The organism is Tenacibaculum haliotis, assembly GCF_025215075.1.
In the GTDB taxonomy this organism is placed as follows: Bacteria; Bacteroidota; Bacteroidia; order Flavobacteriales; family Flavobacteriaceae; genus Polaribacter; species Polaribacter haliotis_B.
The window spans coordinates 44,908-69,917 of the sequence record NZ_JAOBTH010000022.1 but is presented as its reverse complement, the minus strand read 5'-3'; the positions used below and the strand labels follow the sequence as shown (position 1 = coordinate 69,917).

At 31.2% G+C, this 25,010-nt stretch carries 22 protein-coding genes, 3 tRNA genes and 1 riboswitch; of the genes, 11 read left to right on the top strand and 14 right to left on the bottom strand.

Annotation, left to right across the window (positions count from 1 at the left end):
* Nucleotides 1–69: 69 nt before the first annotated feature.
* The 3 genes from N2251_RS03285 to N2251_RS03275 all read left to right on the top strand — a co-directional run bounded on the left by N2251_RS03285 (nucleotide 70) and on the right by N2251_RS03275 (nucleotide 5,712).
* Nucleotides 70–2,622, top strand: a complete 2,553-nt coding sequence (locus N2251_RS03285) for an ATP-dependent Clp protease ATP-binding subunit (RefSeq protein ID WP_260585287.1) — start codon at nucleotides 70–72, stop codon at nucleotides 2,620–2,622.
* Between the two features lie 180 nt (nucleotides 2,623–2,802).
* Entirely contained in the window at nucleotides 2,803–4,191 is a 1,389-nt protein-coding gene (locus N2251_RS03280; protein ID WP_260585286.1) for a redoxin domain-containing protein, read from the top strand.
* Between the two features lie 126 nt (nucleotides 4,192–4,317).
* Nucleotides 4,318–5,712 (top strand): TlpA family protein disulfide reductase, encoded by a 1,395-nt coding sequence (locus N2251_RS03275; RefSeq protein ID WP_260585285.1) that lies wholly within the window; start codon nucleotides 4,318–4,320, stop codon nucleotides 5,710–5,712.
* A gap of 64 nt (nucleotides 5,713–5,776) precedes the next feature.
* Here N2251_RS03275 and N2251_RS03270 read toward each other — a convergent pair whose 3' ends face one another.
* Genes N2251_RS03270 through N2251_RS03260 form a run of 3 tightly spaced genes read right to left on the bottom strand, consistent with a single transcriptional unit; the run spans nucleotide 5,777 to nucleotide 8,640 of the window.
* Nucleotides 5,777–6,577, bottom strand: a complete 801-nt coding sequence (locus N2251_RS03270) for a TIGR00266 family protein (protein ID WP_260585284.1) — start codon at nucleotides 6,575–6,577, stop codon at nucleotides 5,777–5,779.
* 48 nt (nucleotides 6,578–6,625) lie between these two features.
* Nucleotides 6,626–7,081 (bottom strand): DUF4442 domain-containing protein, encoded by a 456-nt coding sequence (locus tag N2251_RS03265; protein ID WP_260585283.1) that lies wholly within the window; start codon nucleotides 7,079–7,081, stop codon nucleotides 6,626–6,628.
* Nucleotides 7,082–7,113: 32 nt separating this feature from the next.
* Nucleotides 7,114–8,640 (bottom strand): pentapeptide repeat-containing protein, encoded by a 1,527-nt coding sequence (locus N2251_RS03260; RefSeq protein ID WP_260585282.1) that lies wholly within the window; start codon nucleotides 8,638–8,640, stop codon nucleotides 7,114–7,116.
* 237 nt (nucleotides 8,641–8,877) lie between these two features.
* Here N2251_RS03260 and N2251_RS03255 point away from each other — a divergent pair, with 237 nt between their 5' ends.
* The 6 genes from N2251_RS03255 to N2251_RS03230 all read left to right on the top strand — a co-directional run bounded on the left by N2251_RS03255 (nucleotide 8,878) and on the right by N2251_RS03230 (nucleotide 15,535).
* Entirely contained in the window at nucleotides 8,878–9,306 is a 429-nt protein-coding gene (locus tag N2251_RS03255) for a DUF4870 domain-containing protein (RefSeq protein WP_260585281.1), read from the top strand.
* A gap of 18 nt (nucleotides 9,307–9,324) precedes the next feature.
* A complete protein-coding gene (locus tag N2251_RS03250) occupies nucleotides 9,325–9,669 on the top strand; it encodes a PadR family transcriptional regulator (protein WP_260585280.1) in 345 nt (114 codons plus the stop codon).
* On the top strand, nucleotides 9,662–11,641 hold the full coding sequence (locus tag N2251_RS03245) for a PspC domain-containing protein (protein WP_260585279.1): 1,980 nt from the start codon (nucleotides 9,662–9,664) through the stop codon (nucleotides 11,639–11,641). The genes N2251_RS03250 and N2251_RS03245 overlap by 8 nt, the downstream gene beginning before the upstream one ends.
* 15 nt (nucleotides 11,642–11,656) lie before the next feature.
* Nucleotides 11,657–12,163, top strand: coding sequence for a nuclear transport factor 2 family protein (locus N2251_RS03240; protein WP_260585278.1), 507 nt, complete (start codon nucleotides 11,657–11,659; stop codon nucleotides 12,161–12,163).
* Between the two features lie 226 nt (nucleotides 12,164–12,389).
* Nucleotides 12,390–12,580, top strand: a riboswitch (cobalamin riboswitch).
* Nucleotides 12,581–12,769: 189 nt separating this feature from the next.
* The gene (gene metE / locus N2251_RS03235; RefSeq protein WP_260585277.1) at nucleotides 12,770–15,085 is read left to right on the top strand and encodes a 5-methyltetrahydropteroyltriglutamate--homocysteine S-methyltransferase; all 2,316 of its coding nucleotides are present in this window, start codon (nucleotides 12,770–12,772) and stop codon (nucleotides 15,083–15,085) included.
* Between the two features lie 63 nt (nucleotides 15,086–15,148).
* On the top strand, nucleotides 15,149–15,535 hold the full coding sequence (locus tag N2251_RS03230; RefSeq protein ID WP_260585276.1) for an acyl-CoA thioesterase: 387 nt from the start codon (nucleotides 15,149–15,151) through the stop codon (nucleotides 15,533–15,535).
* Between the two features lie 210 nt (nucleotides 15,536–15,745).
* On the opposite strand, the gene N2251_RS03225 is transcribed toward N2251_RS03230, so the two are convergent.
* From N2251_RS03225 to N2251_RS03175, 11 genes are all read right to left on the bottom strand, one after another.
* Nucleotides 15,746–17,194 carry an IS1182 family transposase gene (locus N2251_RS03225; protein ID WP_260585275.1) on the bottom strand — a complete coding sequence of 483 codons (1,449 nt, stop codon included), beginning with the start codon at nucleotides 17,192–17,194 and terminating at the stop codon, nucleotides 15,746–15,748.
* A gap of 140 nt (nucleotides 17,195–17,334) precedes the next feature.
* Nucleotides 17,335–18,303 carry an arsenosugar biosynthesis arsenite methyltransferase ArsM gene (gene arsM, locus N2251_RS03220; protein ID WP_260585274.1) on the bottom strand — a complete coding sequence of 323 codons (969 nt, stop codon included), beginning with the start codon at nucleotides 18,301–18,303 and terminating at the stop codon, nucleotides 17,335–17,337.
* A 62-nt stretch (nucleotides 18,304–18,365) separates the two neighbouring features.
* Nucleotides 18,366–19,181 (bottom strand): purine-nucleoside phosphorylase, encoded by an 816-nt coding sequence (locus tag N2251_RS03215; RefSeq protein WP_260585273.1) that lies wholly within the window; start codon nucleotides 19,179–19,181, stop codon nucleotides 18,366–18,368.
* Nucleotides 19,182–19,232: 51 nt separating this feature from the next.
* Entirely contained in the window at nucleotides 19,233–19,832 is a 600-nt protein-coding gene (locus N2251_RS03210) for a TIGR04282 family arsenosugar biosynthesis glycosyltransferase (RefSeq protein ID WP_260585272.1), read from the bottom strand.
* Entirely contained in the window at nucleotides 19,825–20,316 is a 492-nt protein-coding gene (locus tag N2251_RS03205; protein WP_260585271.1) for a rhodanese-like domain-containing protein, read from the bottom strand. The genes N2251_RS03210 and N2251_RS03205 overlap by 8 nt, the downstream gene beginning before the upstream one ends.
* A gap of 177 nt (nucleotides 20,317–20,493) precedes the next feature.
* On the bottom strand, nucleotides 20,494–21,546 hold the full coding sequence (arsS, locus tag N2251_RS03200; protein WP_260585270.1) for an arsenosugar biosynthesis radical SAM (seleno)protein ArsS: 1,053 nt from the start codon (nucleotides 21,544–21,546) through the stop codon (nucleotides 20,494–20,496).
* Between the two features lie 90 nt (nucleotides 21,547–21,636).
* Complete coding sequence (locus N2251_RS03195) at nucleotides 21,637–21,972, bottom strand: arsenosugar biosynthesis-associated peroxidase-like protein (RefSeq protein ID WP_028888674.1); 336 nt, start codon at nucleotides 21,970–21,972, stop codon at nucleotides 21,637–21,639.
* A gap of 73 nt (nucleotides 21,973–22,045) precedes the next feature.
* Nucleotides 22,046–22,753, bottom strand: coding sequence for a DUF547 domain-containing protein (locus N2251_RS03190; protein WP_260585269.1), 708 nt, complete (start codon nucleotides 22,751–22,753; stop codon nucleotides 22,046–22,048).
* A 244-nt stretch (nucleotides 22,754–22,997) separates the two neighbouring features.
* A tRNA-Leu gene (locus N2251_RS03185) sits at nucleotides 22,998–23,081 on the bottom strand.
* 59 nt (nucleotides 23,082–23,140) lie between these two features.
* Nucleotides 23,141–23,224: transfer RNA gene (locus tag N2251_RS03180), tRNA-Leu, on the bottom strand.
* Nucleotides 23,225–23,276: 52 nt separating this feature from the next.
* Nucleotides 23,277–23,348: transfer RNA gene (locus N2251_RS03175), tRNA-Gly, on the bottom strand.
* 171 nt (nucleotides 23,349–23,519) lie between these two features.
* Between N2251_RS03175 and cyoE the strand changes: the two genes are divergently transcribed.
* The gene (cyoE, locus tag N2251_RS03170) at nucleotides 23,520–24,422 is read left to right on the top strand and encodes a heme o synthase (protein ID WP_260585268.1); all 903 of its coding nucleotides are present in this window, start codon (nucleotides 23,520–23,522) and stop codon (nucleotides 24,420–24,422) included.
* Entirely contained in the window at nucleotides 24,422–25,006 is a 585-nt protein-coding gene (locus N2251_RS03165; RefSeq protein ID WP_260585267.1) for a cytochrome c oxidase subunit 3, read from the top strand. Before cyoE ends, N2251_RS03165 begins: the two co-directional genes overlap by 1 nt.
* Nucleotides 25,007–25,010 lie beyond the last annotated feature (4 nt).

Here is a 25,010-nt window from a genome sequence, read left to right as displayed (position 1 = left end):
CTATTGGCACCTTTTTTGTAATTTTTAAGAAAAAAACTTACTAACTTTACATTTATACAAATTAAATTTATGGACGATAATTTTTCACCACAAGTTAGAGATGTAATTACTTTCAGTAAAGAAGAAGCCTTACGATTAGGACACGATTTTATTGGAACAGAACATCTTTTGTTAGGTTTGATTAGAAAAGGAGACGGAAAAGCCATTGAGATATTAACTACTTTTGATGTAGATTTAGATTTGATGCGTAATAAATTAGAGAAACTAAATCCGACTACCCCATCAATAGCAAGCATCGAAAAAAAGAGTTTGCACCTTACAAGACAAGCAGAAAAAGCAATAAAAACAACGTTTTTAGAAGCCAAATTATACCAAAGTAGTTCAATTGACACTGCTCATTTATTATTATGTATTTTACGTAATGAAAATGACCCTGCAACAAAACTGCTTCAGAAATATGATGTAGGCTACGAAGAAGCAAAAGCACTTTACAAAGAACTTCATATGGAAGACACCTTTCCCTCTCCTACTGCAGAAACTCCTTCTGATGATGAGTTTACAGATGACAAATCGAATCCTTTCGGGCAGCAAACACCCAAAGGAAAACAAACTAAAAAATCTAAAACTCCGGTATTAGATAATTTCGGACGCGATTTAACATTACTAGCAGTTTCTGGTAAACTAGATCCTGTTGTAGGTCGAATAAAAGAGATTGAACGTGTTTCTCAAATTTTAAGTAGACGTAAAAAAAACAATCCAATGTTAATTGGAGAACCTGGTGTGGGTAAATCTGCCATTGCCGAAGGTTTAGCCTTAAGAATTGTAGAACGAAAAGTATCTCGTATTTTATTTGATAAAAGAATTGTTTCTTTAGATTTAGCCAGCTTAGTTGCCGGAACAAAATACAGGGGTCAGTTTGAAGAACGCATGAAAGCTCTAATGAACGAATTAGAGAAGAATGACGATATTATTTTATTTATTGATGAAATTCACACAATTGTTGGTGCGGGTGGTGCTACAGGCTCTTTAGACGCCTCTAACATGCTTAAACCAGCTTTAGCTCGTGGAGAAATTCAATGTATAGGCGCAACTACTTTAGATGAATTTAGAACAAATATTGAAAAAGATGGCGCCTTAGAACGTCGTTTTCAAAAAGTAATTGTAGAACCAACAACTGTTGAAGAAACAATACAAATTTTACACAATATTAAAGGTAAATACGAAGCACACCATCAAGTATCATTTACTGATGAAGCTATTGATGCCTGTGTAAAATTAACAAATCGTTATATGACAGATCGCTTTTTACCAGACAAAGCTATTGATGCTTTGGATGAAGCTGGATCTAGAATTCATATTACAAACATTGTTGTTCCACAGCAAATTCTAGAATTAGAAGCTAAATTAGAAGAAATTCGCGAACAAAAAACAAAAGCTGTAAGCGGTCAGAAATACGAAGAAGCAGCAAAGCTTCGTGATGACGAAAAAAATATGGAAACCGCATTAGCATCCGCAGAAAACCAGTGGGAAGAAGATGCTAAATTAAACAGAGAAGTTGTTACCGAAGATAATGTTGCTGAAGTTGTTTCTATGATGACAGGAATACCTGTAAACAGAGTTGCAGAGGCAGAAAGTAATCGTTTAGCTGATTTACCAAATATGATTAAAGGTAAAGTCATCGGACAAGACGAAGCTGTTACCAAAGTGGTAAAAGCAATACAACGTAATCGTGTAGGTTTAAAAGACCCTAATAAACCGATTGGTTCTTTTATTTTCTTAGGATCAACAGGAGTTGGAAAAACACAATTAGCAAAAGTATTGGCACGCGAGTTATTCGACTCTAGCGATTCCTTAATTAGAATCGATATGAGTGAATACATGGAAAAATTTGCTATTTCTCGTTTAATTGGTGCGCCTCCCGGATATGTAGGTTATGAGGAAGGTGGTCAGTTAACTGAAAAAGTTAGAAGAAAACCATATTCTGTAATTCTTTTAGATGAAATTGAAAAAGCACATCCAGATGTTTTTAACATGTTATTACAAGTTTTAGATGACGGACACATCACCGACAGTCTTGGTAGAAAAATAGATTTTAGAAACACCATTATTATTATGACTTCTAACATAGGAGCTCGTAAAGTAAAAGAATTTGGCTCGGGAGTTGGTTTTGGAACTTCATCGAAAAAAGAACAAGAAGACTCACATGTAAAGAGTATTATTGAAGGTGCTTTAAAAAAATCATTTGCCCCAGAATTTTTAAATCGTATTGATGATGTTATAATTTTCAACTCTTTAGAAAGAGAAGACATTCATAAAATTATCGATATTGAATTAGAAAAACTATTAAATCGTATTGCTGATTTAGGCTATAAGCTAACATTAAGCGAAAAAGCAAAAGACTACATAGCAGACAAAGGTTTTGATAAAAAATATGGTGCAAGACCTTTAAAGAGAGCAATTCAAAAGTATATTGAAGATGCTTTAGCTGAAGAAATTGTAAACTCAAAATTAGAAGAAGGAGATACTATTTTTATGGATTTAGATGATAAAGACAATAAACTGATCATCAAAATAGAAAAAGGAGAAAAACCTGAAGAATCTCGTACAGAAATCGATCAATAAAAAACACTAAAACCTCAAGCTAACTACTTGAGGTTTTTATATCCAATAAACCTTACTTATTCATAAGTAAACACCTTTTAGATAGTCATAAATATCAAATATTTTGTTAATTTTTTTGATAAAAAATCTAAAAAAAGTATCTTAGCCCACTTAATCCCTTATTAACATAAACATTAAACGATGAAAAGATTAATACTTTTAGCCTTCGTAGGAATTACCATTATCTCTTGTAAAAAAGAAGAAAAGCCGGTAAAAGATTATCTTATTTTATCAGGTAAAATAGAAAATTTCAAAAAAAGAGATGTAACCTTAAATGGTTTCAATTTTACTAAAAAAATAAAATTTGATAAAAAAACTGGAAATTTCTCAGATACCTTAAGAATTGACAAAAAAGGGTACTATACCTTAACAGCTAATAAAAGAAATTTTGATCTATACCTTTCTGATACTGTTGATACAAAAATTACTTTTGACTACAAAAATGCTGACGCAGTAGCATACGAAGGTACCAATGCGAATATCAATAATTACTTTGTTCAGAAAAAAGGAAAATTTACTGAAATTTTAATAAACGCAAACAAACTATTTTCTTTAGATGAAGAAGACTTCTTAGATAAAATGGATGAATATAAAGATGCTTTAACCGAGTTATCTATTGCTAATAATTTATCGCCTGAATTCTTAAAAAGTGAAGTTAAAAATATTGAATACGAATATTTAAGGAATTTAAGTAACTACCAAGATTATTACGGTACTTTAACTGGTGATAGTGAATTTAAGGTTTCAGAAGACTTCCCAGACCCTCTTGAAAACTTTAACTACAGTAGCGGTGATGATTATGTAAACTCATACTCTTACCGTAAAATGTTAGAAACACAACTAGAAGTTATCGCTAAAGATAAAAACAAAGAAGGTGAAGATTACTCTTTAACGTATTTAGAAACCTTACAAACTGAGGTTAACGATACTATAGCTAAAAACGATTTATTATACAAAAGTGCCAAAGAAGGTATAACTTACACTAACAATTTAAAAGAGTTTCATGATAAATTCATGGCATACTCTACCGATAAAGAACATAAAGAAGAAATATCTAAAAGTTATAATATTTTAAAAACTACAGCCAAAGGACAACCTGCTCCAAAATTTAAAGATTTTGAAAATTATGCGGGAGGAACTACTTCCTTAGATGATTTATTAGGGAAAGGAAAATACTTATACATTGATGTATGGGCTACTTGGTGTGCTTATTGTAAAAGAGAAATTCCTTTATTAAAAAAATTAGAAGAGGAATATCACGGAAAAAACATCGAATTTGTAAGCATTAGTGTTGATGATAAAAATCAGCATGAAAAATGGAAGCAAACAATTGTTGATCGTGAAATGACAGGAATACAATTATTTAGCGGTAAAAAACAATCTGAATTAGAATGGGCGAAGAAATTCTTAATAAAAGGATTACCTAAGTTTATAATTATTGATCCTAATGGAAATATTGTAAACCCTAATGCTCCAAGACCTTCTGCTGGACAAGAATTACTTGATATTTTTGACGAATTAAAAATATAACGCAATACATAATCAGCATAAAAAAACCGCCAATTGGCGGTTTTTTTATGCTTCAAAATTTATTAATTAAACTACAATTTTGCAAACCGAATAAAAAAAAGTAATTTCCCTTAAAATTGAAAAGAAATGAAGAAAATAATCCTGTTATTTATTGCAAGTATTGCTTTTTTCTCTTGTAAAAAAGAAGAAAAACCGGTAAAAGATTATCTTATTTTATCAGGTAAAATAGAAAATTTCAAAAAAAGAGAGGTTATCTTAGATGGCATTAATTTTACTAAAAAAATAAAATTCAACAAGGAAACAGGCTTATTTTTAGATACTATTAGGATTGATAGAGACGGATATTACACGCTTATACTTCAAGAAAGAAGAGTCACTTTAAACCTATATCTCAATGACACTGTAGACACAGCGATTAAGCTTGATTATAAAAAAGCTGATAAAATTAGCTTTAAAGGAACCAATGCAAACATTAACAGCTATTTTATTCAAAAAAAGAAAAAATTTTCTGAAATTTTAATAAATGCCAATAAATATTTTGCTTTAGAAGAAGAAGATTTTTTAGAAAAAATGGATGAATATAAAGACGCTCTAACAGAATTATCTATTTCTAATAATTTACCTGTTGAATTCTTAAAAAATGAAGTAAAAAATATTGATTATGAATACTTGAGAAATCTAAGTAATTATCAAGATTTTCATGGTACTTTAACTGGTGATTATGAATTTAAAGTTTCTGAAGATTTCCCTACCCCTTTAGTAAACTTTAATTACAATAGTCGCAATGATTACATGAACTCATATTCTTATCGTAAAATTATTGAGACTAAATTATTAAGCGCATCTAGAAACGAAATTAAAGAAGGTAGTGATCGTTTTTTAAACTATCTAGAAGTCGTAAATACAACAGTTAATGATAGCTTAATAAAAAATGATTTAATGTATAAGAGTGCCAAAAACGACATAACTCTTACCTATCAATTAAAAGAATTTTACAGTAAGTTTATGGCTTACTCTACTAATAAGGACCAAAAAGAAGCTATTTCAAAAATTTATAATATTTTAAAAACAACAGCTAAAGGTGAGGTTTCTCCTAAGTTTAAAGATTTTGAAAACTACGCAGGTGGAAAAACCTCTTTAGACGATCTACTTAATAAAGGAAAATATTTATATGTTGATGTTTGGGCTACATGGTGTAGTAACTGTAAAAGAGAAATACCTTTATTAAAAAGATTAGAAGAAGAATACCATGGTAAAAATATAGATTTTGTAAGTATTAATGTTGATGCAAAAGAGCTTCGTGAAAAATGGAAGCAAACAATTGTTGATCGTGAAATGACAGGTATACAATTATTTAGCGGTGATAAACCTAATAATTTAGAATGGGCTCAAAAATTTTTAATAAAAGGGCTACCTAAATTTATAATTATAGATCCTAACGGAAATATTGTAAACCCTAATGCTCCTGCTCCTTCACAAGGAGAAGAACTATTAAACATATTTGATCAATTAAATATATAGAACAATATAATAAGCATAAAAAAACCGCCAATTGGCGGTTTTTTTATGCTTATTATATACACTTTTAAAATCTATTATCACCATCTAAAATATTTCCTAAGCCACCTAAAACACTTCCTTCTCCTTTATCTCCTCTTCCTGTTTGTGGTGCCATTGCTAACACACGCCCCGCTAACCTACTAAAAGGTAATGATTGAATATATACCGTTCCTGGACCTTGAAGTTTCGCGAAAAATAAGCCTTCACCTCCAAAAACAGTGTTTTTTATTCCGCCTACAAACTCAATATCATAATCCACATCTTTTGTAAAACCAATAATACAACCCGTATCTACTTTTAAAATTTCACCCGCTTGTAAAACTTTTTTAGCCATTGTACCTCCTGCGTGTACAAAAGCCATTCCGTCTCCCTCTAACTTTTCCATAATAAAACCTTCGCCTCCAAACAAACCTCTCCCTAGTCGCTTAGAAAATTCTATACCAATAGAAACTCCTTTCGCTGCACATAAAAAAGCATCTTTCTGACAGATAAATTTACCATCGAATTCTGATAAGTCGATAGGTATAATTTTTCCTGGATATGGGGATGCAAACGAAACTTGTTTTTTACCCCTACCTTCGTTAGTATAAACTGTCATAAACAAACTCTCACCAGTAAGAATTCTTTTTCCTGCCGAGAATATTTTCCCTAACAAACCTGTTTCTTGATTAGAACCATCACCAAAAATAGTACTCATTTTCACATCAGCCTCCATCATCATAAAGCTTCCGCTTTCGGCAACAACTCCTTCTTGCGGATCTAATTCAATTTCTACATACTGCATTTCTTCTCCGAAAATGCGATAATCTATTTCGTGTGCGTTCATCTTTTAAGTTTTTATATTCAATAATTAGACGTATAAATTTATTTTTTGTTACGGTTTTACTTTCAAACTCCACTCAAACTGAAACTTAGATACTGAAACCCCGTCTTTATTTATACCTTCTGAAGTCACCAAAACCGTTTGTCCCTCGCCTGTTACTACCGATTTTTGAATTGCTTCTTTTATCGCTACTCCATCATTACACTCAAACATAATTCTACCAGTTGCCTTTTTAGTAAAAGTTGCATTCATGTTAGTAACCAGCATCGACACTTTTCTTTTAGAAGCATCTATAGATTGCATCACTAATATTCCTGTAGATAATTCTGCTGCCATTCCTTGAACGGCCCAAAACATACTCTTAAAAGGATTTTGATTAATCCATCGATGCTTTACAGTTATCAAAGATTTCTCTTCAGTAATCGATTTTACTTTAATTCCGCAGATATAAGCAGATGGTAATTTAAATAAGGTGAAAAAATTAATTTTTCGAGGTGTAAACTTCATTTTATCAGTATTTATGGGTAATGTTCTTTTTTTTATTGCTTAAATCTTTTTCTTAGCCCAAGAATAAGAAAAGTTAAAAGAATAGACGAAAATATTTTTTGAAAATATATCCATTTTAAATGCTCTGAATTATTACTTGGTTTAAAAAAAGGTAAACTAGCATCTATAGCTTCCTTCCAAGGTACAAAACTACACTCACAATAATCATTTAACGAAAAGCAATCTGAGTACATAAACAAAGAAACAAGAAATAACCCTATAAAAAAGAATAATGGCCTAATGTAGTTTTGAGTATACCCTCCAAAATTTTTATAAAAGCTAAATAAAAACCAATTAACAAATGCTATAAGTGCTTTTAACATTTGAAAATTTCTACTCTTTTTTACAAACTTATTATAAAAAGTTTTTCTACGCATTTCCATCTCACTAACGTAAGCCTTTCCTGATAATTCCCAATCTTTAGAATTTTCAAAGTTTTTTTTAAGATCTCGATATAAACCTTCTTGTTCTTCATAAGGTGATTCATTATTAAATGGCAATTTATTTTTGCGAACAAACATACGTTTCTGTTTATCCCAAAAACCATTTTCAAACTTTACTTTAGTAACATCTGACTCATTATATAAAATAATCCTTCCCTTTTCTTCATTCCAAATACAATTTTTAAATTTTACCTCTGTAATATCTGACTCATTAAAATATGTGTTTTTTAAGTTTACTTCTCTAAAAACAAGACTCTTTGGCAACTTTACTTTACTAAAATTAAGTCTTAAAACACCTTCTTCATCTCCTTTTAAACCTTTAAACAAAGTTTCTTTTCCTTTTGAAAATTCCACGCCTCCAAATGAAACAGGATTTTTAAACGAAGTCTCTATAAACATAGAAGTCCCTAAGAATTTAGAAGAACGGAAGTGTGTCCAACTATAAAAAATAGTTTCATTAAAGTCTGTATTTTTAGAAAACACAGTTTTATTAATAAAAACTTCACCTAAAAATTTAGCATTTCCAAAACTAACTTCTCCTAAGAACTTAACATAATCGAAAATACTTCTTTTTCTTGAAAATTCAGAATAAGCAAAAACAACATCCTTCAAAAAAATAACACCCGTGAAATTAGCTTCTTCAGAAAACTTAACATTACCAAACCCTGCGGATTTCATAAACGAAGATTCACTAAAATCCGCTTGCCCTAAAAATTGAGCTAATTGAAACTCAACATCCTCTGAAAAACTTCTTACTTCTCCTGCATTCCAAAAGTTCTCTGAGTTATTTAATTCATCTTCTTTTGTTATATTATCACACACTTCTTCAAACTCAGGAAAAATAAAATCAGAAAAATTATAATATTTTTCTAATCTACCAAATTCCATAGCATGTTGCCGCATCAATTGCCAGAACTCTGTAACTTTATTTTTATCCCATATTTTCTCTTTACTTCCATTAACCTCCTTCTCTTCATACCAACTATCTTTCGGCTTAGTAAAATAATTATCCTTTAATACTTGGTATTGGTTTGCTTCTAAATCCTCATACTTTGTAATAAGAAAATATTTTAACATCTTTTCAGGTAACATTAGCCAATTTATTTTGTTGCTCAATTTACAAATAATACTCGAACTAATCCCTTATTTAAACCAGCAAAATAGGGCTATCCGAATCAAAAACACGAAAATAAAACACTATTACCTCCTTCTTTTAAAATGTTAAAAAAATGTTAAATACAGTACTATGTATTACACAATACCTTTTTAAAGACATATATTTGCATAGTCAAGTATTATATAAAATATTTAATCATGCAACGAAACAACGAAAATACCAATGCTTTTTTAATACATATATCTGCTTTCGCTGGATATTTATTTCCACTAGGAAGTATTATAACACCTTTAGTTTTATGGCAAACACTAAAAGATAAAAGTAACTTTTTAGATGAACACGGAAAAGAAGCTGTAAACTTTAACGTTAGTTTTGGTTTATATATTTTTATTTTAAGCGCTTCTTTTTTCTCATTCTTTTTCGGAAGTTTTTTAGATGTTTTTAATGGAATTGACATTGACTTTGGGGGACATCATTCATACAATGGTCTCTTTGGTTTTATTGGTATTGCTTCTTTAGTAAGTATTGTTTCACTTATTAAAATTGCACTAATCATTATCGCTTCAATGAAAGCAAATAAAGGAGAAGCATACAAATATCCTTTTACAATTAATTTTATAAAATAACATCATAAACCGCATTATATGAAGATAGAAAATACAAAAGCACAAATGCGTAAAGGTGTTTTAGAATACTGCATCTTATCAATTTTACAAAATGGTGATGCTTATACTTCTGAAATACTATCAACACTAAAAAGTGCAGAAATGATTGTGGTTGAAGGAACTATTTATCCGCTACTAACCCGCTTAAAAAATGCAGGACTACTAAGCTATAGATGGGAAGAATCAACCTCAGGGCCACCACGTAAATATTATGTTTTAACTGAAAACGGAGGAATGTTTTTAAAAGAACTAAACAAAACGTGGAGTAATTTAGTAAACGCAGTAAACCTAGTAACAAGTACAAAATCAACTACAAATGAATAAGACAATAAATATAAACTTAGGTGGATTCTTCTTTCATATAGATGAAATTGCTTATCAGAAATTAAAACGTTATTTAGAAGCCATTAGCCGCTCTTTAAGTGATGATCCTCAAGGAAAAAATGAAATCATATCAGATATTGAAGCTCGTATTAGCGAATTATTATCTGAAAGAATTACAGATGCTCGACAGGTTATAAACGAGAATGACATAGAAGAGGTTATCACAATTATGGGACAACCTGAAGACTATGCTGAAGCTGAAGAAAATTATAATGATAACTCTTCATACAATACAAAATCAAGAAAGCAATCATCTAAAAAATTGTTTAGAGATGGTGATGATAAGTTTTTAGGAGGTGTTTGTTCTGGTATCGCTCATTATTTTAGTATTGATGTTATTTGGATTAGAATTGCTTTTATCGTTTTAGTAGCCTCTGGGTTTTCTCCTTTAGCATATATTATCCTTTGGATTTTATTACCTGAAGCAACAACAACTACAGAGAAATTACAGATGGAAGGCGAGGCTGTAAATATTGACAACATCGAAAAAAAAATTCGTAACGAGTTTGAATCTTTATCATCAAAATTAAAAGACGGTGCTAGTGATTTAACAGACAAAATATCGAGTGCAGATTATGAAAAATTGCGAGCACAAACAAAATCAGGATTTCAAGATTTTATAGATACTATGGGTAAAATTTTACTGACATTATTTAAAGTGTTTGGTAAATTTATGGGAGTATTATTAATATTTATCGCTGGTATAACTATACTTTCACTTTTACTCGGGTTATTCTCTGTTGGTAGTTTAGAAATTTTAAATATTGATAGTAATCTTGTGCATTACCCTCCATTTTTCTACGGTTCTATGTTTCCTAATTGGTTACTAACAATCTTTTTAATTTTATTAATCGGAATCCCTTTTATAGTTTTATTCATTTTAGGTTTAAGAATACTATCACCTAACATTAAAAAATTAAGCACTTCTGCTGTATTAACTTTACTAGGAATATGGTTGGTTTCATTATTAGCTGTTGCTTTTTCTGGAATTGAATATGCAACAACACATGCTTATAATGGTACTAATGTTAGCAAACAAAGTATTACTTACACAAAAAGTGACCCTTTAAAAATTAGAGTTGTTAATGATGATAACATCTATTACAATCACAACTTACGTAATAGAAACAACGCTATAAGTGTTGATTTTAACGACACAAAAATGAAATATTCTAACGATATAAATATTGATGTTCGTAAAAGTGAAACTGGTAATGCTTATATCGAAATTAAAAAAACATCTGAAGGAAGAAAACGTAATAACGCAAACGATAATGCAGAAGCCATTCAGTATAATTTTAAATCAGCAAACAACACAATTGTTTTTGACGCTTACTTTTTAAGTGAATATAAAAACATATGGAAAGATGAAGAAGTTAAAGCAACCGTTTTTATTCCTGAAGGAACTGTAATATATTTTGAAGGCTCGTCTCGAAGATTTTTAAATGATGTTAAGAATACTCAAGATATTTACGATCGAGATATGGGGAACCATCACTTTAAAATGACTTCTCAAGGTTTTAACTGTACAGATTGTGGTTCTGAGAACAGCAACGAGAATAACGATGAAGATAATGATTGGAATTCTGACAACGATGAAGATGTAAGTTTTTTATTCGATAGCACTATTAACGATGTAAAAGCTGAGTTTATTATCAGTAAAAAAACTACTAAAAAAGAATTAGAGAAGTTAGTTACATGGTTTAAAAACAAAAAAAACATTGACATTAATATTGTAGATTCTAAATACAATAACAATAATCAAATAGATAAAGTTACGCTAAGAATAAACTGTAATGATGGTTATAGAGGAGAATTAACAATCTCTAACAATACTTTAAATGACATTTCTAAAGGTTTTAGACGAACTTATAATCAAGAACACAGAAGTATAGCCTTTAAAACTTGGTAATCAAAAACAAAAACTATGGGAGCTATTTTCGATTTTTTCTTTAAAGGTAATTTTTTCTTAAGATTCATTACGCTATTGTATGCGTTATTATTCTCTTTAATAACAAATGCACAAGTAGATGAAATTCCGAATTACAAAGCTGTAGATCTTAATTTACACAATGAAATTGTAAAAATGGATAGCATTTATTTTACCGCTTACAATACTTGTGACATGAAAACCCAAGCAAATTTGTATGATGAAGATTTAGAGTTTTTTCATGACAAAGGAGGTTTATCAACTTCTAAAAGTAACCTTTTAAAAGCTTTAGAAAAAAACATATGTGGCAAAGTAACCCGAACTTTAATAAAAGGAAGCATTGAAGTATATCCTATAAAAAATTACGGCGCAGTACAAATTGGCTATCATAAATTTTACAATAATCAAGAGCCTAATGCAAAATCAACTCCCAGTAAATTTATTGTTATTTGGAAACAAAAAAACAAACAATGGAAAATAACAAAAGTTATTAGCCTACATTAAAATACAGTTCTTACTAAAAACATTAGTTCATTTGTTATAGCTAACTCCAATGATACTAATACTTGGTTTTATTAGTTTACTAAGCCAAAGCTTAATTGCTTTGGCTTTTTTATGCTATTTACAAAAAAATACTACTTAATAAAAAAACTAATTTATACTTATCCTAAATAAAAAAAGCTATTCTTTTAAAATTATAGTTACATTTGAGCCCAATAAGTTCTTTACATACTTCATCAACCGGAAAGGTTTTACTTAGCTGTAGATTAATAGGGAATCGTGTGCAAATCACGAACTGTCGCGCAACTGTAAGTAACACACCAAAGGTTTTATTACTAAAAATCCACTGTTTTTTATTAAAATGGGAAGGAAAATAAAACTGTTACAAGTCAGGAGACCTGCCTATTCCGAATTGACAATGCTTTCGCGATTTGAAGCTTTTAGTCAGACAGATGCAAATTTTACAAGTCAACCAACTTGAAAGGGACAGCTACGCTTTGTTAGCTCCTAAAATGCATTTTCTTTCTTAATTTTTTCTCTCAAAAAAGCATTGCGAAGTGCTTAAAAGAGCTTTTAACTAATTTATTAATCATTTAAAGTTAAAAGAAAATGCAAACGCACAATCTTGGCTATCCGCGAATTGGTAGCAACAGAGAACTCAAAAAAGCCTGCGAGCAATATTGGTCAGGCAAAATTTTGGCAGATGAATTGCTAAACGTAGGAAGAAATCTTACCATTAAAAACTGGAAAACTCAACAAAAAGCAGGAATCGATTTAATTCCCTGCAATGATTTTTCTTATTATGATCAAGTTTTAGACATGTCGTTAACTGTTGGTGCTATTCCAAAGCGATACAACGAAATAGCTTTAAAAAAATCGACTAACGAACTCGATTTATACTTTGCCATGGCCAGAGGATATCAAAAAGATGGTATTGATATTACTGCTATGGAAATGACCAAATGGTTTGACACTAACTACCATTACATAGTTCCTGAATTTTATAAAAATCAAGAATTTAAACTTTTTTCAAACAAAATTATCAACGAATTTGTAGGGGCAAAACAAATTGGTATAAATCCTAAACCTGTAATTATTGGACTGGTTTCTTATTTACTTTTAGGAAAAGAAAAAGAAGAAAATTTTGACAAACTTGATTTAGTTGAAAATCTTTTACCTGTATACATTAATATTTTAAAAGAATTAACCGCACAAGGTGTCGAATGGATTCAATTTGATGAGCCTTTTTTAGCTTTAGATATTGATAAAAAAACTAAAGAAGCGTATCAACATGTTTACGCAACGTTAAAAAAAGAGTTTCCTAAATTAAAAATACTAGTAGCTACTTATTTTGATGGTTTAAAGGACAATGTATCCCTAGCAACCTCATTACCCGTATGTGCTTTACATATTGATTTAGTTCGTAACCCTGAGCAATTAAGCGATGTTTTAAATACATTTCCTAAACAGTTAAGCTTATCTTTAGGTGTTGTTGACGGTAGAAATATTTGGAAAAATGATTTCGAAAAATCGTTATCTTTCATTAAAAAAGCAATTGATAAAATTGGAGAAAATCGTGTATTAATTGCTCCATCTTGCTCACTTTTACATACTCCATGTGATTTAGATTTAGAAACTGATGAAAAAACTTTATCAACTGAAATTAAACAATGGATGGCTTTTGCTAAGCAAAAAATAAATGAAGTTGTAGTTTTAAAAACATTAAGCGTTAAAAATGTAAGTAAGGAAGCTAAAATTAAACTAGCTGCTAATAAAGAAGCTATAAAAAACCGCGCTACCTCTAAACTTATCCATAACACAAAAGTAAAAGATAGAGTAAATGCAATAACATTAAAAGACGCTACAAGAAATAATCCTTTTTCTGTTCGTAAAATATCACAGAAAAAAGCACTAAACTTACCGCTATTTCCAACCACAACTATTGGTTCTTTTCCGCAAACAAAAGAAGTTAGGAGTTGGAGAGCTCGATTTAAAAAAGGAGAACTTTCTAATTCAGAATACAATACTTTACTAAAAGAAGAAACCGAAAAATCTATTCGCTGGCAAGAAGAAATTGATATTGACGTACTAGTTCATGGAGAATTTGAACGTAATGATATGGTAGAGTATTTTGGTGAACAATTGGCTGGTTTTGCTTTTACCAAAAAAGGTTGGGTACAAAGTTATGGTAGTAGATGCGTGAAACCTCCAATTATTTACGGAGACGTGCATAGACCTAACCCAATGACTGTTTATTGGACTAACTTTGCCCAATCTTTAACAAAAAAATTGGTAAAAGGAATGTTAACAGGACCTGTTACCATTTTACAATGGTCTTTTGTTCGTAACGATCAACCTCGCAACGTAACCTGTAACCAAATAGCTTTAGCAATTAGAGATGAAGTTGTTGATTTAGAAAAAGCAGGTATCAATATTATTCAAATTGATGAACCTGCCATTAGAGAAGGCTTGCCTTTGCGAAAAAAAGAATGGCAAAACTATTTACAATGGGCTGTAAATGCTTTTAAAATATCAGCTAGTGGCGTAAAGGATGAAACTCAAATTCACACCCACATGTGCTATTCTGAATTTAATGATGTTATTAAAAATATTTCAGACATGGATGCTGACGTAATAACTATTGAATGCTCCCGTTCGCAAATGGAATTATTAGATGCTTTTGCTGATTTTAAGTATCCAAATGAAATTGGTCCAGGTGTTTATGATATTCACTCTCCAAGAATTCCATCAAAAAAAGAAATGGTACTACTTTTAGAAAAAGCAAAAAAAGTTATTCCTGGAGATCAATTATGGGTAAATCCAGATTGTGGTTTAAAAACACGTCATTGGGATGAAACTAAAAAAGCTTTAATTGAAATGGTTGCTGCTGCAAAAGAAGCGCAATTAAATTATCAAAGTAAATAACCCCTACCCAAGGTGCAAACCCATCCCCCAAACTAATGCACCTTGGGTTATTTATATATTAAAATGACTTTTAACGAAAAAATTAAAAAATCAGAAACACGTATTTTTAAAGCTGTTTTTCCTAGCACCACAAATCATTACGATACTCTTTTTGGAGGCACTGCATTACATCTTATGGATGAAGTTGCTTTTATTACCGCAACCCGTTTTAGTCGGCAAAAAATGGTAACGGTTAGTAGTGATAAGATTGATTTTAAAAAACCAATTCCGGCCGGAACGATTATAGAATTAATTGGTACTGTTATTCATGTAGGAAACACCAGCTTAAAAGTAAATGTAGCTATTTATATTGAACAAATGTATAGTGAGCAAAGAGAAAAAGCCATAGAAGGATCATTTACATTTGTAGCTATTGACACGGATAAAAAACCCATTTCTATACATTATTAACTTTTTACAAAAAAACCTCACTTTATAAAGGAGGGCACTGAAAAAGCAACTCTTTTTGAAATTTAACTTTAAAAGCGATTAAGAAATGTTACATTTCTCTTAATCGCTTTTTGTTTGCTGTACTTTTTTTGATAAAGTCTTATGTTATATAAAAATTGGGTAAAACAAACCGTTTTTTAACTGCTATTTTAGGCAACTCTGACTTTCTTACTAGCTTAATTTGATTATTCTTTTAAGGTTAACCGCAAAAATTGTCATCGCTCCCTGGATTTCCATATTTGTGATACCATATGATGTAGCTCTTGCAAAACCATGCGCATTTTTTAACTCTCCGTTTTTTGCTTCAATCTTGTAACGGTGCTTCGCTTTTTCTTTAAAATAGTCGGTTTCTTGAAAAGCCATTTGTTCTTTATGAATAGTTGATTTTATGCTTACCGAATAAGTTTTTGATTTAGCACCATCTTTATAACAACCTTTCTTTAAAGGACATCTTTTACATTTTTCTACATCGAAATAATAGGTGTTTACTTGGTTTTTCCCAAGATCTTTTTTCCCTTGTTGTGCTTTTCTAATGGCTAAGTGCCCTGCTGGACAAACAAACATATCAGCATCTTTATTGTAATCAAACTGTTCTTCTTTTTTTCTAAATCCTTGGGTTATTGATGGGTTTAGTTTGGCTACAACTTTAATGCCTTGTTGATTTGTTAGTTTAAGATTATTCTTCCCTGAATAGGCTGCATCACCTATGATTGTGTCTACATCTATTCCGTTTTGTTGGCTAATTTGTAAAAGCTCAGGCAACCTTGGACCATCTCCCTTTTCGCCTGATGTTACAACTGCTGCGGTGATAATACGTTCTTCACTCATTGCAATATGAGTTTTATAACCAAAAAATGAACTATCTGCCGATTTATGCCCGATTCTAGCATCGGTATCTTTTGATAAAACACAGTGGTCTTGAGTATCTTCAATCGTTTCTTTAAGTAAGTTTAATTTCTCCTTTATTGCTGGAATTGAACTAATGGAAGGTGCTGTTTCAATACGTTTTTCTAGCTCCTTACAATAGCCTAATTCTTTTTCTATATCGTTATCAGTATTCTTTTTAGGCATTTTACCTTTCCAATGTTCATCATACCTATAAACAGTTTTTCTGAGTAGTTTTGACCTTTCTCGAAGTATGTCTATGGCTGTAAATGGATTTGATTTTGATAAGGTATGTGTAGCATCAACGATAATCGAGCGAGAACGAATGATCTCTTTTTCAATAGCAATTGACACTGTTTTTGTAATCAATAAATTGAGCAAATCAGTATCTTTTAACCGAAGTTTTCTAAATTTAGTTAGCGAACTCGGGTTAATAACAGCATCTTCTGGAAGCATTCCTAAAAAATATTTGAAGGACATGTCAAACTGTGAACGTTCTACAACATCAACATCTGAAATCGTATAAATAACTTTTAGCAACAAGTATTTAAACATTCGAATGGGACATTCTGCTGTGCGGCCATTATTCAGGCTATACTTGGTTACCAACTCTTCATAGATGAAAGAAAAGTCTATTAAATCATTAATTTTTCTTAATAAATTATCTTTAGGAACAATTAAATCATACAAAGAACTGTATTGACTAAATTGAATTTCTTGTTGTTGAACCAGCATCTATAAAAGCATTATTTTACTTTTTTAAGATACGAAAAAAGGAGTAAAAAGTTTTTACTTTCTACTCCTTTTAATTTAGTCTTGAGGACTTTTTCAGTGCCCTCCAAAATGCAAGGGCTTATTTTTATTTTGAAAGCTATTTAACAGCAGCCACCACCATCGTAGTGAAAGGTAGATTCTGAGAAGAAAATATCATCTCTTCCTAAATCTTTTAAAGCTGCGGCTGTTTTATCGCAAATAGCTAATGGCTGATTTTTTAACAAGGTATGTCCTAATCCGTCATCAAAATAATCTTCGTTACCGTAGTAGATGGCTGCTTTTCCTGTAAAAACGCAAGGGCCATCAGCTGGCATTGGGTCTTTAATTGCGGCAACTTCAATAGATTCTATGTAAATTAATTCATCTGTTGGGTAATTCTTCGGATCTAAAATTCGGTAAGGTTTACGTGCTCTAATTTCAATGGTTCCAAAACCAGCATCGGTTAAGGCTTTTACATAATTAGCAATGGTTAAACTTCCACTTAAACACAAAGCTCGTAAACGTTCATCATTACGTAATTCGTCGTTCATTTCTTGCTCACAAGTAGGGTCGCTCATTACTAATTTACCGTGAGGTTTTAAAACGCGATACATTTCTGCGATAGCTTTTTGCAAATCATCTTCCTTAAAAATATTGAACAAACAATTTTGTGCAGCAACATCAATCGAATTATCTTCTACAGGTAAATTCATGGCATCACCTTTACGTAAATCCACAAAATCAGATTTAAACCAATCGTTTTGCTGTTCAGCTTCAATAAAGTTTTTGCGTGATGCTTCTAGCATTTCATCAACTACATCTAAACCAATTACGCCGCCTTTATTTCTGTTAAAATAGGCGAATTGTAGTAATTCCATTCCGCCACCAACACCAACATATAACATTTTAGGGTTGTTGGTTAAATCGCGCGCATGCACAGTAGAACCACATCCGTAGTTCATTTCTTGCATAATTTTAGGAATCTTTAATCCTGGTAATTCCCAAATAGGATTTGTAGTACAGCAAAGACCAACATCTGGTGTTAAGGCAGCTTCTTTATATACGTTTTTTGTGGTTTCTAAGTAACTCATATTCTTTATGATAAAAGAAACAAGAGGTAAGATTTCCTATGTAGTTGTCTTAGTTCTTGATTCTATAATATTGTTATTAATTCTTTAAATAAGGTAATCATTTTTGGTTCTGCTTTACCAGCAACTTCAATAATTTCGGCAATATTAACGGGCTGTAAGTTTTTAGGATCACACTCATCAGTTAATACCGAAACTGCAGCACATGGTAAACCAATTTGTTTAGCAACAATAACTTCGGGTACGGTACTCATACCAACAGCATCGGCTTCTAAAATTTGTAACATTCTGTATTCTGCTCTGGTTTCCAATTGTGGACCAACAACACTTGCATATATTCCTTCATGTAGTTGTATGTCGTTGTCTTTTGCAATTCCTTTCAGATGACTGTTGATTTTTTTAGAATACGGTGCTAACATATCAGCAAAGATGTTTCCAAATTCGTTTGCTCCTTTAAAAGCCAGCGGAGAACTTCCTTGCAGGTTAATATGATCTTCGAGTAACATTAAGTCGCCCTTTTTATAAGAAAGATTAATGGCTCCGGCAGCGTTAGAAATTAATAAAGTTGAAATTCCTAAACCGTGCATGGTTCTAATTCCGTAAGTAACTTCCCAAAGGTTATACCCTTCATAAACATGAAAACGACCAGACATTACCACCACTTTTTTTCCTGATAATTCTCCGTAAATTAGTTTTCCTGAATGAAATTCAACCGTTGCTTGTGGAAAATGTGGAATATCTGAATATTGAATTTCTTTTTCGATAGAAATTTCATCAACTAATTTACCCAAACCGGTACCAAGTACAATTCCGATTTCAGGATTCGTAATTCCGTTTGATTTAAGAAAATCTGTAGTTTCTTGTAATTGTTGTTTTTTCATTAGATATTTTCTTTAGACCTCACAGGCTTTTAAATTCTGTGAGGTCTTGTATTATAAAAATTGTTGAAATGCTGAATGGTTTTCAATATCTTCAAAAACATCTACATCATTAAGCATTGTTAACAAATGTACTTTTTTATCTTTTAAATTAGCCAATGTTTCTTTTCTAACCGATGAGGTTCCCCATTCCTTATTTTGAAAAATATGAGGTTGTAAAACATTCATGCCAAGTAAGTAATATCCGCCATCTTCGGCAGGGCCAATTACTACATCATTTGTGTTTAATTTAGTAAAAGCATCTTCAATAATATTTGGAGTTAAATCGTACAAATCGCTTCCGATAATCATTACTTTTTCATAGTCCTTATCAAAAGAATTTTTAAAAGCATTTTGCATTCTAGCACCTAAATCATTACCATTTTGTTGTTGTTTTTGATAAATTGTTGCATCCCAAATATCATTTTTCCGCACTTTTACAGAGTAGTAAACCGCTTTATCACAAGATAAATCTTTAGTAACTTGATTCGTTTTGTTCAATAAAAATTTATAAATCTCAAGAGCAGTTTCGTCACCAACAGTTTTTGCTAAACGTGTTTTTGCTTTCCCTAATTCAGGATTTCTAGTGAAAATTAACAGTAAGTTTTTACTCATAAATCTTTTCTCCTTTTAAGAGCCACTTGCTCCATTCCTTATTAAAAGTATGCACTTTGTTTGTTGGTATGTTTTTAGAGTTTACAACCGTATTCTTTTTGTTTTTCCATTCAAAAATTCCGCCATACAAATTATAAACATTTTTAAAACCAGTTTTTTTAAGCTGTTCAGCAACATCCTCAGAGCGTATTCCTAACGAGCAATACACTACAATTTTAATGTTTTTATCAGCAGAAAGTATTTTTGTAGTTTTTGTAACATTAAAATCATCATACCCCACACAAATAGCGTTTTTTAGATGGCTCACATTAAACTCTTTTGGTTCACGAGCATCTAACAAAACAACATCCGAAGCAATCGTTTTTAAACTATCTACAAAAATATAAGGAACATTTTCGGTGTTATATTTTTTTAATAATTGATGTAGATCCTTTTGAGAAAAAGAATTAAAGCTAATTAGTAAAAAAAATATAAATTTATTCATCTTGTTAAAAATAATTAGTAGCTATTTCCCGCTTTCTGCACTCGCTCTCTGCGAGGAGCTCAAACAAATGCTTCAATCGGGGCTAGGCTTATTTGCAAAGTAATTATAATTATTACAAATAGTTTTGTCTTTTTAAATAGCTTAACATCTCGATTGTGCTCGATATGACAACCTCTGTTATGCAACAACACCTTGGCAACTACTTCCTGCGCCAGCAGTACAACCGTAACAATGTTGATTGATAATTATATCTCTGTTTTGTAACAATTCTTCGTTATAGTCGGAAATGTGTTTTACTTTAGAGTTTACTTTTAAGTTTAACATTTGGTTGAAATCGCAATCATATAAAAATCCATCCCAACTTACCGATAAAGTGTTGGTACACATTACGTTTTCTACTGCTGTAGGATTGTAAGCTTCTACTAAAGCATACATATAATCTTCATAATTTTCAGAAGCAATTAAATAATCTAAAAATCGACTGATTGGTAAATTTGTAATTGCAAATAAATTGTGAAAATTGATGTTAAAATCATCTTTCAACGCCTTTTTAAAGTCGTTTTCTAATGCCATTTGATCTGCAGGTAAAAATGCTCCTGAAGGATTGTAAACCAAATCGAGTTTTAAATCAGAACCTTCCATTCCGTAGCCAACTTCATTCAGCATTTGTAGCGCTTTAATAGATTTATCAAAAACACCATCACCACGTTGTTTATCAGTTTTTCCACGTGTCCAGTGCGGCATCGAAGAAACTACATGTACATTGTGTTTTTTAAAAAAGGCTGGTAAATCGTGGTATTTTTTGTTTGCTAAAATGATTGTTAAATTAGAGCGAACAATAAAATCTGTAATTCCTGCTTTTGACGCTTCTTCTACAAACCATCTAAAATTCGGATTCATTTCTGGTGCGCCACCTGTTAAATCTAAAGTGTGCGCTCCTGTTTTTTTTATCACCTCTAAACATTGCTGCATGGTTTCGATCGTCATAATTTCTTTACGATCCGGACCTGCATCAACATGGCAATGCGCACAAACTTGATTACACATATAACCTAAGTTAATCTGTAAAATTTCTAGTTTTTTAGGGCGTAGTGGAAACTGATTAGTTTCCTTTATTTTTTTAGCAAAGGTTGGCAACTCTCCGTCAGCAAAAATGCCGTTTGATAAAATTTCCAATTGACGTTGCGTATTTGCTAAATCGTTATTTCTTGCTAAAAGCGATTTTTTCATCTTAATATTTTAGAATTCTGTCAGGTCGAGTGCAGTCGAAACCTAAACATTACCTTTCAACTGTGCTCGAGGAGTCATTTTTGAAGATAATTACATTTCAAGTTTATTCACTTTGTTCATCATTTGAACTCCATGAACTAAAGTTGCACCACTTTTTATGGCAGCACCAACATGAAGCGCTTCCATCATTTCTTCTTTCGTAATTCCACGTTCTAAGCCATCTTTTGTGTAGGCATCTATGCAATATGGGCATTGTTCTGTATGTGCAACAGCTAAGGCGATTAAGCTTTTTTCACGAGCAGTTAAAGCGCCTTCTTCAAATACTTTTCCGTAATAATCAAAGAATTTGTTTCCAAGTTCCTCGTTCCATTCTGTTATTTTTCCGAACTTACGTAAATCGGCAGGATCGTAATATGTTTTTGACATGTGTTTCTTTAGGTTGAGGAGTAAAAATACAAATTGTTTTCAGAATTGCTGCAGCTAAAAGTAGTAATACGAGCTATTTTCCGTTTAAACTCCAATCGTATTTTAAAAAGCTGGTTTTTGCCTTTGTAGCTACTTTGGTATTAGAATATTTGTTAATAAAATCTATTAATGAACCTTTTTTGGTAAAATCACCTTTAAACCATTCGAAAATTTTTGAGAGCTGTATTTTATTAGCAGTTATCTTATTTCTGTTAGCATCATTAATGAATTTTTTCATTAATTCGTTCGTTTTACTTTCGTAATTAGCTTCTGTAAAAGCGAAATTTCCTAATTGCGGGCAAGAACCAGAAGCACAGTTTACGGCTACATGAATTTTAGGATCGTTAAATTTTTTACGTAAAATTTGATGCTCAATATAATTTAAAGTATATGTCTTACCTCCAACTTTTGCAAACGGAATATTCCAAGCATCTTTTCCTTTCTGTTTAATATTTAAAATACTTTTTAAAGGGTAGTTGTCTAAGATTATTTTTATAGTGTAAGCATTATAGGCATTTACCCAAAAGGCTTTGGTTTTTGCTGCCGACCAATTTCTTTGAGGTGTCGTTTTGTTTAAATAGCTTAAATAAGAATCAAGTTTAGCTTCTTCTTTTTGTAGGTTTTTATAATCTACAAATCCAGTACTGTTAACATGTTTTTTTAATAAAGTATTAAAAACACTTGTTTGTCCGAAGGAGTTTATAAAAAAAGTTAAGCTTATTACTAAAAGTAGTTTGCGCATGGTTTGTTATTTTAATCTGATGCTTTAGACGTTTCTTTTATTAATAGATTACAAAGAATATTCCGTTTTTTAAAAACGAGAGTTAATGATATGATTTAGTAAAAAAGAATTGTTGTTTATTCTTTTAGATAATTTATTAGTTGATAAAAATAAACAAAGAAAAACTGTATAAAAAAAGAGGTTGTAAACTGCTATGGAAGTGTTAAAAATAAAAAAACCTTAACAAATAAATGTTAAGGTTTAGTACTGAAGGCGGGACTTGAACCCGCACGACCCAAGGGTCATTGGATTTTAAGTCCAACGTGTCTACCAATTCCACCACTTCAGCTGGTATATGTATTTGACTGCTTTCTTAAAATAAACCTCGCTAATTAAAGCGAGGCTTAGTACTGAAGGCGGGACTTGAACCCGCACGACCCAAGGGTCATTGGATTTTAAGTCCAACGTGTCTACCAATTCCACCACTTCAGCGTGATTTGATTGTACTACAATCAAACTTGGTATATTTTTAAGAAAGTCTCAGAGCGAAAGACGGGATTTGAACCCGCGACCCCCACCTTGGCAAGGTGATGCTCTACCCCTGAGCTACTTTCGCGTAGTCAAAAATTATTTTAAAGAACGTTGCATTGCTCTGAATGCGGGTGCAAATATAACACCTTTTTTTAAACCACAAAGCAGTTTTTAATTTTTTTTATATTTCGATTACTATTTTTTTTTATGGTCATTAAAGAAGAAAGAAATATCTTTGCAAAAAATAAAACTAAAAGTGGATTCTATCTCACCTATACATACTAAACCTTCTTTAAAATCAGTATTTAACGATTTTAAGCAATTAACCAAAGTAGGTTTATCCATTAGTGTTGTCTTTACATCTATTACTGGTTATTTATTAGGAGCTGAAACAATTGATTATACCGTAGTTTTATTATTAGCAATAGGTGGTTATCTAATGGTAGGTGCATCTAATGCTTTTAATCAAGTTATAGAAAAAGATATCGATTTGTTAATGCAGCGTACTAAAGATCGCCCTTTGCCAGCTGGTAGAATGAGTGTAACTTTTGCATTAATAATTGCAACAATTTTTACGATTGCAGGTATTGGAATATTATATGCAATAGATCCTAAATGCGCTTTATTTGGTGCAATCTCAATATTTTTATATACAAGTGCTTATACGCCTTTAAAAGCTGTAACGCCTTTAGCTGTTTTTGTAGGTGCTATTCCTGGTGCAATTCCTTTTATGTTAGGTTGGGTTGCAGCAACAGGCGAGTTTGGTGTTGAAGCAGGTTTTTTATTTATGATTCAGTTTTTTTGGCAATTTCCACATTTTTGGGCAATAGGTTGGTTACAGTTCGAAGAGTATAATAAAGCTGGCCTTCATATGCTTCCTATGGATAAAAAAGACAAAGGAGCTATTGTACAGATAATTTTTTATACCTGTATTATGATTTTAATGTCGGTTGCTCCGGTGTTAAAAGTAACAGGTAACTTATATATTTATCCATTAACAGCTGTCATAGTTTTATTATTAGGTTTGTTAATGTTGTATTATGCTTTTCAATTATATAAATCAGAAAAAAATACTGATGCCCGAAAGTTAATGTTGGCAAGTGTTTTTTATATTACAATCGTACCCATAATTTATGTGGTAGATAAATTTTTACACTAATGAGTGAACAAACGTTACAAGAAGAATTAAAACAAGGTAAAAGAAAATCTGCAAAACCAATGTTGTGGATTTCGATGATAAGTATGGTAATGTTTTTCGCAGGATTAACAAGTGCTTATGTTATTAGTATGAACCGAGAAGATTGGGTTACTTTCGATTTGCCACAGGCATTTTACATCAGTACAGTTTTAATTGTATTGAGTAGTGTTACATTAATTTTTTCTCAAAAATTATTAAAAAAAGATAATTTAAAGGCGTCATTTGGGCTTTTAGTAACCACTTTAGTGTTGGGTTTAGGCTTTGTATGGTATCAATATGTAGGTTTTAATGAATTAAAATCTGTTGGATTGTATTTTACAGGCCCAGAAAGTACCGTGTCTACATCTTTTATTTTAGGAATAACATTTATGCATATTTTACACTTATTAGCAGGTGTAATTGTATTGCTAGTAGTAATTTATAATCATTTTAAAAAGAAATATTCAGCAGCGGATATGCTTGGGTTTGAGTTAGGTGGCATCTTTTGGCATTTCGTAGATGTTTTATGGATTTATCTATTTTTCTTTTTCTATTTCATAAGATGATGAA

Coding starts and splice junctions, on each gene's coding strand:
- N2251_RS03285 (WP_260585287.1), top strand. CDS start 70: ATGGACGATAATTTTTCACCACAAGTTAGAGATGTAATTACTTTCAGT.
- N2251_RS03280 (WP_260585286.1), top strand. CDS start 2,803: ATGAAAAGATTAATACTTTTAGCCTTCGTAGGAATTACCATTATCTCT.
- N2251_RS03275 (WP_260585285.1), top strand. CDS start 4,318: ATGAAGAAAATAATCCTGTTATTTATTGCAAGTATTGCTTTTTTCTCT.
- N2251_RS03270 (WP_260585284.1), bottom strand. CDS start 6,577: ATGAACGCACACGAAATAGATTATCGCATTTTCGGAGAAGAAATGCAG.
- N2251_RS03265 (WP_260585283.1), bottom strand. CDS start 7,081: ATGAAGTTTACACCTCGAAAAATTAATTTTTTCACCTTATTTAAATTA.
- N2251_RS03260 (WP_260585282.1), bottom strand. CDS start 8,640: ATGTTAAAATATTTTCTTATTACAAAGTATGAGGATTTAGAAGCAAAC.
- N2251_RS03255 (WP_260585281.1), top strand. CDS start 8,878: ATGCAACGAAACAACGAAAATACCAATGCTTTTTTAATACATATATCT.
- N2251_RS03250 (WP_260585280.1), top strand. CDS start 9,325: ATGAAGATAGAAAATACAAAAGCACAAATGCGTAAAGGTGTTTTAGAA.
- N2251_RS03245 (WP_260585279.1), top strand. CDS start 9,662: ATGAATAAGACAATAAATATAAACTTAGGTGGATTCTTCTTTCATATA.
- N2251_RS03240 (WP_260585278.1), top strand. CDS start 11,657: ATGGGAGCTATTTTCGATTTTTTCTTTAAAGGTAATTTTTTCTTAAGA.
- metE (WP_260585277.1), top strand. CDS start 12,770: ATGCAAACGCACAATCTTGGCTATCCGCGAATTGGTAGCAACAGAGAA.
- N2251_RS03230 (WP_260585276.1), top strand. CDS start 15,149: ATGACTTTTAACGAAAAAATTAAAAAATCAGAAACACGTATTTTTAAA.
- N2251_RS03225 (WP_260585275.1), bottom strand. CDS start 17,194: ATGCTGGTTCAACAACAAGAAATTCAATTTAGTCAATACAGTTCTTTG.
- arsM (WP_260585274.1), bottom strand. CDS start 18,303: ATGAGTTACTTAGAAACCACAAAAAACGTATATAAAGAAGCTGCCTTA.
- N2251_RS03215 (WP_260585273.1), bottom strand. CDS start 19,181: ATGAAAAAACAACAATTACAAGAAACTACAGATTTTCTTAAATCAAAC.
- N2251_RS03210 (WP_260585272.1), bottom strand. CDS start 19,832: ATGAGTAAAAACTTACTGTTAATTTTCACTAGAAATCCTGAATTAGGG.
- N2251_RS03205 (WP_260585271.1), bottom strand. CDS start 20,316: ATGAATAAATTTATATTTTTTTTACTAATTAGCTTTAATTCTTTTTCT.
- arsS (WP_260585270.1), bottom strand. CDS start 21,546: ATGAAAAAATCGCTTTTAGCAAGAAATAACGATTTAGCAAATACGCAA.
- N2251_RS03195 (WP_028888674.1), bottom strand. CDS start 21,972: ATGTCAAAAACATATTACGATCCTGCCGATTTACGTAAGTTCGGAAAA.
- N2251_RS03190 (WP_260585269.1), bottom strand. CDS start 22,753: ATGCGCAAACTACTTTTAGTAATAAGCTTAACTTTTTTTATAAACTCC.
- N2251_RS03165 (WP_260585267.1), top strand. CDS start 24,422: ATGAGTGAACAAACGTTACAAGAAGAATTAAAACAAGGTAAAAGAAAA.